The 13,716-nt window shown below is 60.5% G+C and carries 14 protein-coding genes and 1 pseudogene; 12 read left to right on the plus strand and 3 right to left on the minus strand.

Going from position 1 to position 13,716, the window contains the following annotated elements; genetic code table 11:
- Nucleotides 1–16 precede the first annotated feature (16 nt).
- From Q362_RS0110710 to Q362_RS0110740, 8 genes and pseudogenes are all read left to right on the plus strand, one after another.
- Nucleotides 17–1,591, plus strand: coding sequence for a GumC family protein (locus tag Q362_RS0110710; RefSeq protein ID WP_084312578.1), 1,575 nt, complete (start codon nucleotides 17–19; stop codon nucleotides 1,589–1,591).
- A 33-nt stretch (nucleotides 1,592–1,624) separates the two neighbouring features.
- Nucleotides 1,625–2,626: an ExeA family protein gene (locus Q362_RS20225; RefSeq protein WP_084312580.1), complete on the plus strand. Its 1,002-nt coding sequence runs from the start codon at nucleotides 1,625–1,627 to the stop codon at nucleotides 2,624–2,626.
- A 12-nt stretch (nucleotides 2,627–2,638) separates the two neighbouring features.
- Nucleotides 2,639–3,508 carry a CpsD/CapB family tyrosine-protein kinase gene (locus tag Q362_RS20230; RefSeq protein WP_051554129.1) on the plus strand — a complete coding sequence of 290 codons (870 nt, stop codon included), beginning with the start codon at nucleotides 2,639–2,641 and terminating at the stop codon, nucleotides 3,506–3,508.
- Between the two features lie 191 nt (nucleotides 3,509–3,699).
- The gene (locus Q362_RS0110725; protein WP_028318691.1) at nucleotides 3,700–4,293 is read left to right on the plus strand and encodes a carbonic anhydrase; all 594 of its coding nucleotides are present in this window, start codon (nucleotides 3,700–3,702) and stop codon (nucleotides 4,291–4,293) included.
- 270 nt (nucleotides 4,294–4,563) lie between these two features.
- Nucleotides 4,564–5,070: pseudogene (locus Q362_RS24845) on the plus strand (endonuclease III domain-containing protein); the annotation flags it as partial.
- 171 nt (nucleotides 5,071–5,241) lie between these two features.
- On the plus strand, nucleotides 5,242–6,018 hold the full coding sequence (locus Q362_RS24850; protein WP_028318692.1) for an exodeoxyribonuclease III: 777 nt from the start codon (nucleotides 5,242–5,244) through the stop codon (nucleotides 6,016–6,018).
- A gap of 13 nt (nucleotides 6,019–6,031) precedes the next feature.
- Nucleotides 6,032–6,694: a response regulator gene (locus Q362_RS0110735; RefSeq protein WP_028318693.1), complete on the plus strand. Its 663-nt coding sequence runs from the start codon at nucleotides 6,032–6,034 to the stop codon at nucleotides 6,692–6,694.
- A 157-nt stretch (nucleotides 6,695–6,851) separates the two neighbouring features.
- Nucleotides 6,852–7,181 (plus strand): HU family DNA-binding protein, encoded by a 330-nt coding sequence (locus Q362_RS0110740; protein ID WP_281172882.1) that lies wholly within the window; start codon nucleotides 6,852–6,854, stop codon nucleotides 7,179–7,181.
- Between the two features lie 36 nt (nucleotides 7,182–7,217).
- Here the strand turns inward: Q362_RS0110740 and lgt are convergent, their stop codons facing one another.
- From lgt to Q362_RS20235, 3 genes are all read right to left on the minus strand, one after another.
- Nucleotides 7,218–8,036, minus strand: a complete 819-nt coding sequence (gene lgt, locus Q362_RS0110745) for a prolipoprotein diacylglyceryl transferase (RefSeq protein WP_028318695.1) — start codon at nucleotides 8,034–8,036, stop codon at nucleotides 7,218–7,220.
- A 20-nt stretch (nucleotides 8,037–8,056) separates the two neighbouring features.
- Nucleotides 8,057–9,940 (minus strand): tRNA uridine-5-carboxymethylaminomethyl(34) synthesis enzyme MnmG, encoded by a 1,884-nt coding sequence (mnmG, locus tag Q362_RS0110750; RefSeq protein ID WP_035216424.1) that lies wholly within the window; start codon nucleotides 9,938–9,940, stop codon nucleotides 8,057–8,059.
- Nucleotides 9,941–10,131: 191 nt separating this feature from the next.
- Complete coding sequence (locus Q362_RS20235; protein ID WP_051554131.1) at nucleotides 10,132–10,965, minus strand: class I SAM-dependent methyltransferase; 834 nt, start codon at nucleotides 10,963–10,965, stop codon at nucleotides 10,132–10,134.
- A 234-nt stretch (nucleotides 10,966–11,199) separates the two neighbouring features.
- Between Q362_RS20235 and rpmH the strand changes: the two genes are divergently transcribed.
- The 4 genes from rpmH (at nucleotide 11,200) to yidC (ending at nucleotide 13,696) form a co-directional block, all read left to right on the plus strand.
- Nucleotides 11,200–11,337 (plus strand): 50S ribosomal protein L34, encoded by a 138-nt coding sequence (rpmH, locus tag Q362_RS0110760; RefSeq protein WP_028318697.1) that lies wholly within the window; start codon nucleotides 11,200–11,202, stop codon nucleotides 11,335–11,337.
- 5 nt (nucleotides 11,338–11,342) lie between these two features.
- Entirely contained in the window at nucleotides 11,343–11,678 is a 336-nt protein-coding gene (gene rnpA, locus Q362_RS20240) for a ribonuclease P protein component (protein ID WP_084312586.1), read from the plus strand.
- Nucleotides 11,679–11,761: 83 nt separating this feature from the next.
- A complete protein-coding gene (yidD, locus tag Q362_RS22830; RefSeq protein WP_245590207.1) occupies nucleotides 11,762–11,974 on the plus strand; it encodes a membrane protein insertion efficiency factor YidD in 213 nt (70 codons plus the stop codon).
- Nucleotides 11,975–12,046: 72 nt separating this feature from the next.
- On the plus strand, nucleotides 12,047–13,696 hold the full coding sequence (gene yidC, locus Q362_RS0110770; RefSeq protein WP_028318698.1) for a membrane protein insertase YidC: 1,650 nt from the start codon (nucleotides 12,047–12,049) through the stop codon (nucleotides 13,694–13,696).
- Nucleotides 13,697–13,716 lie beyond the last annotated feature (20 nt).

Here is a 13,716-nt window from a genome sequence, read left to right on the forward strand (position 1 = left end):
AACGCTTTGAAAAAATATGAATAATCAGCAGCGTCAGTTGATCAAGAAATATGTTGATCTCGTCCTCGGTAGGTGGCGTCTCATCGCCAGCAGTTTGCTGTTGGCGATAACCATTGGTTTGGGATACTACATTGTCGTTCCCAAGCTCTACCAGAGCACCGCCTTGCTCAGTTATGAGCAGCAGCAGATCAATCCCGGAAAAATGGACCCGGAGCAGGGAAATGTGAAGCTGCGGGAATCCCTGGCCACGTTACGGGAACTTGTAACCAGTCGCAACAGCCTTGAAAAGGTCATCCTGCAGTTTTCCCTGTACGAGGAGGCAAGGAAGAACCTGCCGATCGAAGATGTCATCGAGGGCATGCGCAGGAATATCGAGATAGAGCCGGCCAAGCAGGGCGACATCTTCAGCGTGTCTTTTCAAGGAGAGGATCCGCAGAAGGTGGCCAAGGTCACCAACGCGCTGGCCGCGCTGTTCATCGAAGAAAACCTGAAGTACCGCGAAGAACGGGCCACGGAAACCTCGAAATATACCCAGAGCGAGTTGGCCCTGGCGAAAAAGGTGCTGGACGAAAAAGAACAGCAGATGCGGGATTACAAGCTGAAATATTTCAACGAAATGCCGGAACAGCGGCAAAGCAACCTCTCGCAGCTCCAAGCCCTCATGAAGCAGAACCAGGACATCCAGAATTCGATTCAGGAACTCGAGCGGACCAAGGTCCTGGTCCAGGAGCAGATGAACATGCAGCGAAGCCTTGCCTCGCTCCGTGCCACCAGCGGCGATCCGGCGCACCCTTCCGTGCGGCAAACTGAAAGCGATGCGGATCGATTGCTGCGTTTGCAGGCGTATCTGGAGGAATTGCAGGGAAAATACACGGAGAACCATCCGGAGGTCCGGCGCACCAAACAGCAGATCCTGCAATTGGAAGGAAAAGTGGGAAAAGGGGGAGGCGCCCGACAGACCGCGTCACCAGGCGCGAGCAGGGCATCACTGGCCGCGAGCCTGGAAGCCGGCAGGATTGAGGCGCAGCTGAAACAGCTGGATATCAACATTCAGCAATTACGGGAGGCGCAGGCAAAAATTCCGCCGCAAATCGATCAGTACCAGAAATGGATTGCAGCGGTGCCCACCCGGGAGGCAGAGTGGACAAGTTTTACGCGCGATTACAGTGAGTTGCGCCGCCATTACGACCAGCTGGTCGCCCAGAACCTGCAGGCGCAATCCGTGGAGAACCTTGAACGGAACCAAAAGGGGAGCAAATTTAAAATCGTCGACTCGGCCCGTCTTCCCGAAAAACCGTTCAAACCCAATTTCCTGAAAATATTGTTGGTGGCCGTTGCGGCCGGATTGGGTGCGAGTTTCGGGTATGTCCTGTTGCTCGACTTCATCGACACCTCGTTCAAGAATGTCGGCGAGTTGGAGGAATATATCGGCGTGCCGGTCATCTGTTCCATCCCTTTTATCGAAAAGGAGGCCGAAACCAGAAGGGAGCGGATGGTCTTTCGGGTCAGCTTTGTCCTCATTGCTGGGTATGCGGTACTGTTGATGGGGGCCATCGCGTTCATGTGGATCAAGGGCATGGTCATTGTCTGACGTCATTTCCCGGTTCTTGCGAGTAAACGCAGCATGTATACTAAATATTACGGCCTGACCAAAAAGCCTTTTGCCCTGACCCCCGATCCGGCTGCGGTGTTCATGAGCGAGACACACCAGGAAGGGTTGGCCATCCTCAAGTACGGCATTCTCAGCAAAAAATGTTTTCTGGTGCTGACCGCCGACGTCGGCTCGGGCAAGACAACCCTGTTACAGGCCCTCGTGAACTCGCTGGAGCAGAATGTCCATCTCTGTCTCCTCAATAATCCGATCCTCCGTCGTGACGAGTTCTTTTCCTACATCGCCGCCAAACTTGGCCTGCGTTGGGACGGCAACAAGGCCCTGTTTCTGATCGAATTCGGCAACCTGCTCAGGGAATGCTACGCGAAGAACGAGCGGGTGCTGCTGATTTTCGATGAAGCCCATGTCTTTCCCGTCGATCTGCTGGAGGAGATCCGCCTGCTTTCCAATCTGGAGGAAAAGGGTCAGGACGTGCTGTCGATTTTCCTGGTGGGGCAGCCGGAACTCAATGAGCGCATGAGCGACGACCGACTGCTGCCCCTGCGTCAGCGCATCGGCATCCGCTTCCACCTCCACCGGTTCACCCTCGATGAAACCCGGCAATATATCCTGTTTCGTTTGCGGCACGCAGGAGCCCGCCATCTCAACATTTTTTCCGAGGAAGCCATTGCCGAGGTGCATCGGGTGAGCCAGGGAACCCCCCGGCTGATCAATATTATCTGCGATCATGCCCTCCTCTCGGGATTTGCGGAAGGCAAGCCGGTGATTGATGCGGGGTTGGTCAGGGAGAGTGTCGACGATCTCCACTTCCCCGGCGAAGAGCATCCCCTGCCCGTCGCCGTGCCGGCCGCGCCCAGCACACTGGCCCGACTCGCCAAACTGGGGGGGATCGCCGTCTTGGCCATCCTGGCGATTCTCGTCGTGATGGAAATGTTGCCGGCCACCCGGGGCATTTCCCTTCTTGGCAGGATACTGCCCGAATCGTTGTCGCAGTATCTGCATCTTTCATGGTAGCCGGAGGATTTTGTGGGAAAGGTATTCAAGGCATTGAAGCGGGCTGACGAAACGATGGCCATGGAAATGGAGACAACGCCGGGACCGGTCGCGCCCGCCAGTGCCCCCCGGGAAACCGAAGCGATCGTGTCCACTCCGCCACCACCGCTCACTGGCGCGGCCTTTGCGCACTATCCCGGTCAATGGGATGACCGGTTGATTTTGGCCACCGCGACCACCGGTCCGGTGGTGGAAAGCATACGCGCCCTGCGGACGCGCATCCTGTTCCCGTCGTCGGGAAAAATTCCCCGGACCATTCTGGTGACCAGCGCCTCTCCCGGTGAAGGAAAGAGCTTCGTGTGTGCCAATCTGGGGATCTCCCTTGCCCAAGGGGTGGACAACTACTGCCTGCTGGTGGACTGCGATCTGCGCAAACCGTCGCAGCACACCCTTTTCGGCCTGGGCAATACGGCGGGGCTGTCCGACTATCTCCGCCAGAGGAAGCAAATACCGGAGCTGCTGGTTTCGTCCGGTGTGGAAAAACTCTCTCTCTTGCCGGCCGGTCCCCGTTCCGTCAATGCCGCCGAACTCCTGGGGTCGGCCGCCATGACCAGTCTGGTGGACGAACTGGCCCAGCGATATGATGACCGCATCGTCCTTCTCGACAGTCCGCCGCTGCATGCCGCCAGCGAAACGACGGTCCTGGCGCAGCATGTGGACGGGGTTGTGCTGGTGGTCCGTCATGGCGCCTCCCGGCGCGAATATGTGAAAGCCCTGGCGGACGCCATCGGCCGCGACAAGATCTTGGGGGTCGTTTTCAATGCCTATCGGGCGACTATGCTCGATTACAAGGTGTTCGGCTACTATGAGTATCAGAAAAACTATTATTACGACGAACACTGACTCCTTCCGACCCTTCCTCCGTGGGACGATATGAGGCGAGATTCCTGCGTCCCATCATTTTTTCTGTAGCTGAAGCATCATTCAACTGATATGTTTTTGGGTCTTTTTCACAGAGACGGGGTGGGCGGCCCGCCTGGCCTCAGGTTTTGCTCAACAACGCGACGGCAGTACGGACCAAGAAAGGATGCATCATGCGAACAGCACGAAAAAAGATGACGGGACAGGAAGCGCTGCACGTCCTGTTGGCGGGCAACAGGCGGTTTGTCTCGGGAAAGCTCGAGCATCCCAATCACTGCGAAGAATCGCGCAGGGGCCTTGTTGCCGGGCAGGAACCGATAGCGGTGGTGCTCGCCTGTGCCGATGCACGGGTGCCTCCGGTCGACATCTTCGACCAGGGGCTGGGCGACTTATTCATCCTGCGCGTCGCGGGCAACATCGTCAACGATCATATCCTGGGCAGTATCGAATATGCGGTCGCCCATCTCCACACACCGCTGGTCATGGTGTTGGGCCACTCTTCCTGCGGTGCCGTCAGCGCGGTGGCGCAGGGGGTCAGGTTGGAGGGACACATCGCCAGCCTGACCCCATCGATCGATGCGGCCCTGAAAAGAACCAAGGGACAGGACGGCCACTGGACCGATAACGCCGCCAAGGAACTGGCCAGGGCCACGGCCAGGAAGATCGCGGATTCGGAACCCATTGTCGCCGATTTGGTGAAGGAGGAAAAGGTGCTTGTCGTTGCCGCCTATTACGATCTGGCCACCGGCGAGGTCGTCGTGCTGTGACCATCATCTGGGGGCGTCCATGGATGGGATGCCGCCCGCACACCCCGGACAGGGGGTGGCCCCTCCGTGCTCCGAAGCGCCCGCCCGCTCAGCGGCGACGCCGTCCATATGCCACCAGCACTTCAATATGCTGGTTTTCTTTTGTTTTATCTCTCATTTTTTTCCTGAAAAAACATGCGTTGGGGTTGCCTCTCCCGTTTGTTCTGTGCTAGGTTTGTGGTACAGACTCCATCCTGTTGTATCGGTTTGTTGATGCAGTGAGCGTGACGCATGGCATTTCCCCTCAATGATGTCCTCCTCCTGTTGAAAGACGAGGTCCGCGGATATCAGGTCCCCGTGGTCGATCTGATCGCCGCCCAAACCCACGATCCCTTCAAGATCCTGGTGGCCACCCTGCTGTCGGCGCGGACCAAGGACGAGGTGACCGCCGCCGCCTCGCGCCGGCTCTTTGCCCGGGCGGGAACGGTTGAGGCCTTGGCCCTCCTGACGGTCGCGGAGTTGGAGCAGCTGATTTATCCGGTGGGATTTTATCACAATAAGGCCCGCTTTCTCAGCCAGTTGCCGGCAGTGCTGCAGGAACGGTTCGGCGGCGCCGTCCCCGGAGATATGGATTCCCTGCTCACCTTGCCCGGCGTCGGCCGTAAAACGGCCAATCTGGTGCTGGCGGTGGCCTTCAATAAACCGGCCATCTGCGTGGACACCCATGTGCATCGCATCATGAACATCTGGGGAGTGGTCCGGACCGAGACTCCGCTCCAGACCGAGATGGCCCTGCGGCAGATACTGCCGGAGCCCTCTTGGGGGGAAGTCAATTCCATTCTGGTCGCCTTCGGCCAAGGAACGTGCACGCCCGTGCGACCGCACTGCGATCGCTGCGTGATCGCGACCCGGTGCCCCCGCATCGGCGTGACGCCGCGGACCGTCAAGGCGGCCGGCGAGAGGTCGGCCATGCCGCAGACGACGGAGAAGAAATTTGTTTCCTGGAATGTCAATGGGGTGCGGGCAGCCATGAAAAACGGGTTGCTGGAGGTGTTGCGCGACCTTGACGCCGACATTGTCGCCCTGCAGGAAATCAAGGTCCAGCCGGAGCAGTTGCCGGAGCAGTTGCGGAGCGTCGACGGCTATCAGGTGTTCTGGAATCCGGCGAAGAAGAAGGGGTACTCCGGCACGGCGATCCTGACCAAGACGGCGCCGCTTCAGGTCTGGTACGGACTGGACGTCCCTCGATTCGACGAGGAAGGACGGGTGCTCACCCTTGAGTTCGCCGACTTTTATTTCATCAACGTTTATGCCCCCAATGCGCAACCCGAGTTGAAGCGCCTTTCCTTCAAGCAGGACTTCAACCAGGCCCTGCTCGCCCACATGGATCGCCTCGCCCGGACCAAATCGTTGGTACTCTGCGGCGATCTGAACGTGGCCCACAAGGAGATCGATCTGGCCAATCCCAAGGCCAACGTGAAGAATCCCGGTTTCTCCCCGGAGGAGCGGGCCTGGATGGACGCGATCACCGCAGCCGGCTACATCGATACCTTCAGGAAATTCGATCCCTCGCCGGAGCGCTACACCTGGTGGAGCTACCGCTTCAACGCCCGGGCGAAGAACATCGGCTGGAGAATCGATTATTTCATCGTCGACCAGGCCAGTGGCGACCGTGTCGTCGACGCGGCCATTCATGATGAAGTCACCGGCTCGGATCACTGTCCGGTGAGCATGGTTTTCCGCTGACGACCGGTGTGTCATGAAGCCGTACCGCATTGTCATCGCCGACGATCACAGCCTCATCCGCCAGGGGCTGAAGAGTCTCATCCGCACGAATTCCTCCCTGGCCATCGTCGCGGAAGCGGGCAACGGCGTCGAATTGCTGGAATGTCTGCGCCAGCATCCCCCGGACATGGTGATCCTGGACATCACCATGCCGCAGCTCAACGGCATCGAGGCGGTGCGGAAAATACGGCAGCAGTTTCCGGAAATGGCCGTGCTGATCCTGACCATGCATTCCGGCAGCCATCATTTCTATCAGGCCATGGCCGCCGGCGCCCACGGCTACCTGATCAAGGACGATTCCGACAGCGAACTGCTGACGGCCATCCGCACCATCCGCGGGGGGAAGTCGTATATTTCCTCGCAGTTGTCGCCGGAGGTCACCGGCGAGGTGATCGCCGGTTTCCGGGATCAGACCAAGACGCCGTTTTTCTGCCTGAGCGACCGGGAGCGACAGGTGCTGCATCTGGTGGTTCGGGGGTTCTCAAGTCGGGCGATCGGCGAGAAACTGCGCCTCAGTCCGCGGACCATCGACCATCATCGGGCGAGTCTGCTGAAAAAGTTCAAAATGAAAAATACCGTTGATCTGGTCAATCATGTGATCAGCAGCGGCATGCTCTCCTTTGACGAGGAACCGTGAATTTTTTCGGTTTTCTATGTGCAGGTTTTTTCTTGGATATCTCTTCTGTTTTCCGTTGGTTATCTCTGGTAGTCCGTATAATTACCTAATCGTTATTAGGTGATTCCCACAATTGTTTTTTCTGCCTTCCTGGACTTAAGTACGATCTCCGAACCGGTTGCGTCTCGGGGGACGGCGCGATCTGAATATCCATCAACAGAAGCGAGAACAGTCCATGAACAAAAACGACCTCATTGCATCCATTGCGGATTCGGCGAAGATCAGTAAAAGAGCTGCGGCTCAGGGGCTGGATGGCATGCTGACCACCTTGTTCGCCGCCATCAGGGAGGGAAAACGCGTTACCTTGACCGGGTTCGGTAGTTTCACCATTGTGGAACGCGCCTCCCGGACCGGCAGAAATCCGAAAACCGGCGAAACCGTGCCCATCCCCTCGCGTCGGGTGGTCAAGTTCCGGCCGGGAAAGGAACTCTCAAGGAAAATTCAATAAGGAAAATTTTGTTGTCGCCGGGGCGGCACAGCGGTCTCAACGGATACCGTTTTGTGCCGCTTTTTTGTGTCGCCACCACCACAACACCGGGGCGGCGGCCATCATCACCAGACAGAGCAGCTGCCCCATCGACAGGACCGACCCGATCAGGCCGATCTGCGGGTCGGGCTCGCGAACGAATTCGACCGCGAACCGGAAACAGCCGTAGAAGCCGAGAAAAAGGGCCAGCAGGCAGCCGTGCGGCCAGCGGAGCGAGTGTGCCGATTGCCAGGGCCTGGCCTTGACGGCCCACAGGATGGCAAAAAGCACCAGCCCTTCGAGCAGCGCTTCGTAAAGCTGCGAGGGGTGCCGGGGCAAAGGACCGCCCTCGGGAAAGACCATGCCCCAGGGGACCAGGGTGATCCGGCCGAAGAGTTCGCCGTTGATGAAGTTGCCCAGACGGCCGAAGAACAGGCCGAAGGGCGCGGTGACGATGAACAGGTCGGCGGCCTTCCAGAAATCGAGCCTGGTGCGGCGGCAGAAGAGAGCGCCGGCCAGGATCGCCCCCAGACAGCCGCCGTGAAACGACATGCCGCCGGTCCAGATGGCCGGGATGGCAAGCGGGTGGGCAAGATAATAGGCCGGATTGTAGAACAGGACATATCCCAGTCGGCCGCCGATCACCACCCCCAGGATCAGGATCAGGTGCAGGTCGTCGAGCCGGTCGCGCAACTGCTGCCAGTGAAACCGTCTGGCCTGGTACAGGACCAGCAGGTAGGCGGCGGCAAAGCCGATGACATACATCAGGCCGTACCAGCGGATCTGGATCGGCCCCACGGAGAGCAGCACCGGATCGATGGCGGGATAGGGGAGCATGGTGGTTCCTGCGGTGTCGGTTAGAGGAGGCCCAGGCGCTTGAGATGGACCTGGAGGACGGAAAGCGCTGCCGGCGTGACGCCGGATATCCGGGACGCCTGTCCCAGGGAGCGGGGCTGCACCCGGCTCAGTTTCTCCACGACCTCGTTGGAAAGGCCGGGCAGGCCCTTGTAGACCAGATCCGGCGGCAGTTCGATGCGTTCGAGTTTCTTGAAGCGGGCGATCTGCTCCTCCTGCCGGCGAATATAGCCCTCGTATTTCACCTGCAATTCGATCTCGTCGCGCAAGGCGAGGGCCTGCGGCGGCAGCGGCAGTTCCGGGGCCACCGCACCGGCCAACTCCGCCAATTGGCGCAGGCGGATCTCCGGCCGGCGGAGGATGTCCGCCAGGGTGACGGCCTGGCTGATGGCCGGCGAGTTATGCCGGGCGAGAAAGTCGTTCACCGCGCCTTGCGGTTTGACGCGGGTTTCGTGCAGCAGGCGCACCGTCTCCTCGATGCAGTCCCGCTTGCGCTGAAAGGCTTGCCAAGTGGATGCATCCACCAGGCCGATCCGGTGGCCGGTCTGCCGCAGCCGCATGTCGGCGTTGTCTTCCCGCAAGAGCAGGCGGTATTCCGCCCGCGAGGTAAAAAGACGATAGGGTTCCTTGGTCCCCAGGGTGACCAGGTCGTCGATCAGCACGCCGAGATAGGCCTGGGAGCGGTCGAGCACCACCGGCGCCTCGCCCCGCACATACTGGACGGCGTTGATGGCGGCCATCAGGCCCTGGCCGGCGGCCTCCTCGTAGCCGGAGGTACCGTTGATCTGGCCGGCCAGAAAGAGGCCGCCGATCAGTTTCGTCTCCAGTGACGGCTTCAGTTCCCGCGGATCGATATAGTCGTACTCGATGGCGTAGCCGGGGCGGATAATGCGCGCCTGTTCCAGTCCGGGAATGGAATGGACCATGGCGATCTGGGTGGCCAGGGGCAGGCTGGTGGGGATGCCGTTGGGATAGACTTCGATGGTTTCCAGGCCCTCGGGCTCGAGAAAGATCTGGTGGCGCGGCTTTTCCGGAAAGCGCATCACCTTGTCCTCGATCGACGGGCAGTAGCGGGCGCCCACGCCCTCGATGATGCCGGCGTACATCGGCGACTGATCGATGGATCCGCGGATGATTTCGTGGGTACGCTCGTTGGTGTAGGTGATGTAACAGGGCCGTTGGGGGAGCGGCGGCGCGCCTGTGGAGGAGAAGGAAAAGAGGGCGGGCTCGTCGTCGGTGTCCTGGGCCTCCAGCCGGGAATAGTCGATGGTGTTGCCGTCCAGCCGGGGCGTGGTGCCGGTCTTCATCCGGCCCACGGCGAAACCGGTGGCGGCGAACCACTGGGCCAGCTTGGTCGAGGGCGCGTCGCCCATCCGGCCGGCGGGAAAATGTTTCAGGCCGATGTGGATCAGGCCGTTGAGAAAGGTGCCGGTGGCAACCACGATCGCCTGCACCCGGACCCGCTCGTCCAGGGAGGTGCGCAGGCCGGTCACCCTGCCGTTCTCGACCAGGATTTCATCGACCATGGCCTGCCGGATGGCCAGGTTGGGCTGGTTTTCCAGCACATGCTTCATGCGCAGCCGGTACAGAAGCCGGTCGGCCTGGGCCCTGGAGGAGCGAACGGCCGGCCCCTTGCTGGTGTTGAGCCGCCGGAACTGGATGCCGGTGGCATCGATGTTTTTGGCCATTTCACCGCCCAGGGCGTCGATCTCCTTGACCAGATGGCCCTTGGCCAGGCCGCCGATGGCGGGGTTGCAGGACATGGCCCCGATGGTGTCGGCGTTGATGATGCACACCAGGGTGCGGCAGCCCATGCGGGCCGCGGCCAGCGCCGCCTCGCAGCCGGCGTGGCCCGCGCCGATGACGGCGATGTCGAAGTCAGTCATGGTGATTCAGGGCGACGAAAGTGTCCGGCAAAAAAATTGACGAATCGCGGTGGGCCGGGCAAGGTCCTGCGCGTCGGCTACGAAAAAAACGCTATTATACGGTATCGGCCCCTATTTGCAAGCATCCTGGCCGGAAAGCGCGCCACCGGGCAAGGCGGGCGGAGCGGCGGCGCCGGACCCGCCCGCCCGGCTCAGCGCCGGGAACAGTCCGGGTGCCAGCTGATGTAGGCCCAGGTGGGGACATGGCGGGGATGGAGCGAAATCGAGCCGTCCCCGTGGCTGGCGGCGATGGAGCGGAGGTACTCACGCAATCGGGTGCTTTCATGCTCGTCCAGATCCTGGAACATCCACTGGTAGCGGCTGAGGGCCTCGTCCAGCGACCGGTAGCGGGCCGTTTCTTCCAGGCGGATGAAATCGATGGTGGCCGGACAGCCCATCTGGTAGAGGAGATTGACGGTGTAGATGTAATCCGGGCCGGGGTCCAGGGGACGGCCGACCGCGGCGAAGGCGTCGGGATCGTGGGGCCCGGAACCGACCCGGTCGGTCACCGCCACCTTGTGCACGGCAAATTCGTTCAGCCGGCGGAGGGCGGCGGCCAGGTCGGCGACGGCCAGCGAACGCGAGGCGATGACCAGATCGTGCGGCACGATGCCGTGCCCGCGCCAGTCGTCGTCCCAGGAGAGGGGAAAGGTGGTGATGTTGGCGAGTCGGGACTGCCTCGCCCGGTCGGCCAGGATGTGGAGCATCTTGGTCGAAAAATCAATGCAGGTGACGGCCCGCACCTGCGCCGCCAACGGCAGCGCCAGGGTGCCGGGGCCGCTGCCCACATCGAGCACGGACCAGGCCGGCTCCGGCTTGAGCAGGGCGAGGAAAGTGTCGGCATAGACCGATTGCCCGGTGCGCCGGGCAAAGGAGGCGGCCCGTTCGTTCCAATCGGTGGCGCCCTTGGAGTGCCATGATCTTTCTGCGTGTGCCTGTTGCCAGAGGAGGTTCCAGTTGATGTCCTGGTATCGTCGGAGGGGCATGGCGTACCTTGGCCGGGGTGAAATAATTTGACAGATCCCGTGCTCTATGATTAAAATAGGCCTCTTTTTCAGGAGCGCGCAATCGGCCGTTTCCGGGGCTGCTTGTGGCGAAGACCGCTGCTGCATTTTTTCCACCAGCGCGCAGGGCGGTCCCAAAAGAGCACGCATAAGCAGCAAGCGCTTCCACTCCCTCTCCTCTATTAAACAGATTGTCAGCAAGAAAGGAATTGGATTATGAGCAAGAGGACGTTCCAGCCCAGCACCACCAAACGCGCCCGCACCCACGGATTCCTGGTCCGCATGAAAACCCGTACCGGCCGGGCGGTGATCAAGAGACGAAGAGCAAAAGGCCGCAAGCAGTTGGCGCCCTGAACCGCTTGGATCGCTGCACGCTTCCGAAACAACATCTGCTGCGAACAACCGGGGAGTTTCAGCGCGTCTACCGATCCGGCCGGCGGCTTCGGGGAGAGGGGTTCGCCCTGATCTTCCTGCCCAACGCCTTGGCGCACAACCGACTGGGGATCAGTGTGCACCGCAAGGCAGGCAACGCTGTGCGGCGCAACCGGATCAAGCGATTGATCCGGGAGGTCTTCCGTCTGCACCGCGATCGGTTCCCGCCGTCCGCCGATATCGTTTTCACCGTCCGCCCCGAATTCGCCATCAACAGTCTGCTGGACATGCATGCCAGTGTGGTTCGCCTTATCGGGGCCTGATCAGGTGCAAGACGATGCCCGTAACGAAGCAACATAACGACAACACTTCGGAAACGGCGTCCCGGTCCCGCCGATGGCGAGCTGTGCCCGGACGCTGTCTGATTGCGTTGTTCAGGGGATACCAGTACTTCGTCTCCCCTCTTTTCCCTCCCTCCTGCCGTTTCGTGCCCACCTGTTCCCAGTATGCGATCGAGGCTGTCGCCAAATACGGCGCCATCCGGGGGACAGGGCTGGCGCTCTGGCGGATAGCGCGCTGCCATCCCTTTTCCCGGGGCGGCTATGATCCGGTCCGATGAGCCGCCGCAGTAGCGCTTCGTTTCCTTCCAATCAAGACCCCTGCCGCCGCAGAGGGTTGCAAAGGTACCTCCATGGATCTCAATAGAGCTTTTCTGGCCGTTGTTCTCTCGCTGTTCATTCTGGTTGGCTTCCAGTACCTCTTCCCCCCCGCTCCGCCTCAGCAGACGCCCGCCGGCCCGCCGGCGCAGCAGGCCACAGAGCAGGCCGCCGTCCAGCCGCCTCAGGCGCAGATGCAGGCACCCACCGCGCCCGCCGGCGCGGTCCAGCCGGTGGCCGTGGACCCGAAGGCCCGGGACATCACGGTGGAGACGCCGTTGTATGCCGTGGTCATCAACGAGCAGGGCGGCGGGTTCAAGAGTTTTGTCCTCAAGGAATACCGCAACAAGATGGACAAGGATTCCGGGCCAATGCAGTTGCTTTTCGACAAGGGACCCGGCAGCCTGCCCGTGCTCTTTTCCCTCGACAACGGCAGCGGCGCCGTCCTGCCCCTGTTCAAGGCGGACAAGACCGCCGTCACGCTCGGCAAGGAAAACGAGACGGCCCAACTGACCATGACCGCCACCCTGGCTGAAGGACTCACCGTGGTCCGCACTCTGACCTTCCGCAGCGACAGCTATCTCATCAACGTCGACTACAAGGTTCAGAACACCAGCGACAGGCCGGCGCAGGTCTCGCCCGCCCTGACGCTGACCAACGAGCCCTTCGCCCACGCCGCGGGCAGCAGCGAGTTCCTGTTTTACGGACCCGCCGCCTTTGTCAACGGCGAACTGGTGGAAACCAAGCCGAAGAAGCTGACCGAAGGGCCGGTGGTGCTCCAGGGCAAGGTGAGCTGGACCGGCTTTGTCGACAGCTATTTCATGACCGCCGTGGTGCCGACCGGCGGCAATGCGGTGACCGTGACCCTGCAGGGCTCGGACAAGCAGGTGCGCACCGTGGTTTCCGAAGGCATCCAGGGCATCGGCAGCCATGAAACCAAGTCGTATGCCTACACCCTCTATTTTGGTCCCAAGAAGCTGAAAATCCTTGAAGCAGCCGGCAGCGATCTGGCCAAGTCGGTGGATTTCGGCTGGTTCGACGTGCTCGGCAAGCCGATGCTGTGGCTGCTGAATTTCTTTCATCAGTACAGCGGCAACTACGGCGTGGCCATTATTCTGCTGACCGTGCTGATCAAGCTGCTCTTCTGGCCGATTACCCAGAAAGGTATGAAGTCGATGAAGAACATGCAGAAACTTCAGCCCAAGATCGCCAAGATCCGGGAACGGTACAAAAACGATCCGGCCGCGATGAATCAGGAGGTCATGACCCTGTACAAGACCTACAAGGTCAATCCGGTGGGCGGCTGCCTACCGATGCTGATTCAGATTCCCTTCTTCTTTGCCCTGTACCGGGTGCTGATGGCGGCCATCGAACTGCGGCACGCCCCCTTCATGCTGTGGATCAACGACCTCTCCGCCCCGGACCGGCTGTGGATCGGCTTCGACATCCCCTACCTGCACGGCATCCCGGTCCTGACCCTGCTGATGGGGGCGTCCATGTACTTTCAGCAGAAGATGACGCCAACCACGGCCGATCCGATGCAGGCGCGGATGATGCAGTTTCTGCCGCTCGTGTTCACCGTCATGTTCATCAATTTTGCATCGGGCCTGGTGCTGTACTGGTTTGTCAACAATCTGCTGTCGATGCTGCAACAGTATCTCATCAACCGGCAAAACAAGGCCTGATTTCAGGTGGGCGATAGGTG

This window comes from Desulfobulbus elongatus DSM 2908 (genome assembly GCF_000621145.1).
Classification (GTDB): Bacteria; Desulfobacterota; Desulfobulbia; order Desulfobulbales; family Desulfobulbaceae; genus Desulfobulbus; species Desulfobulbus elongatus.

What these genes read in the sequence shown, in the direction of transcription:
- Q362_RS0110710 (WP_084312578.1), top strand. Translation starts at nt 17, where the DNA reads ATGAATAATCAGCAGCGTCAGTTGATCAAGAAATATGTTGATCTCGTC.
- Q362_RS20225 (WP_084312580.1), top strand. Translation starts at nt 1,625, where the DNA reads ATGTATACTAAATATTACGGCCTGACCAAAAAGCCTTTTGCCCTGACC.
- Q362_RS0110725 (WP_028318691.1), top strand. Translation starts at nt 3,700, where the DNA reads ATGCGAACAGCACGAAAAAAGATGACGGGACAGGAAGCGCTGCACGTC.
- Q362_RS24850 (WP_028318692.1), top strand. Translation starts at nt 5,242, where the DNA reads ATGCCGCAGACGACGGAGAAGAAATTTGTTTCCTGGAATGTCAATGGG.
- Q362_RS0110735 (WP_028318693.1), top strand. Translation starts at nt 6,032, where the DNA reads ATGAAGCCGTACCGCATTGTCATCGCCGACGATCACAGCCTCATCCGC.
- lgt (WP_028318695.1), bottom strand. Translation starts at nt 8,036, where the DNA reads ATGCTCCCCTATCCCGCCATCGATCCGGTGCTGCTCTCCGTGGGGCCG.
- mnmG (WP_035216424.1), bottom strand. Translation starts at nt 9,940, where the DNA reads ATGACTGACTTCGACATCGCCGTCATCGGCGCGGGCCACGCCGGCTGC.
- Q362_RS20235 (WP_051554131.1), bottom strand. Translation starts at nt 10,965, where the DNA reads ATGCCCCTCCGACGATACCAGGACATCAACTGGAACCTCCTCTGGCAA.
- rpmH (WP_028318697.1), top strand. Translation starts at nt 11,200, where the DNA reads ATGAGCAAGAGGACGTTCCAGCCCAGCACCACCAAACGCGCCCGCACC.
- yidC (WP_028318698.1), top strand. Translation starts at nt 12,047, where the DNA reads ATGGATCTCAATAGAGCTTTTCTGGCCGTTGTTCTCTCGCTGTTCATT.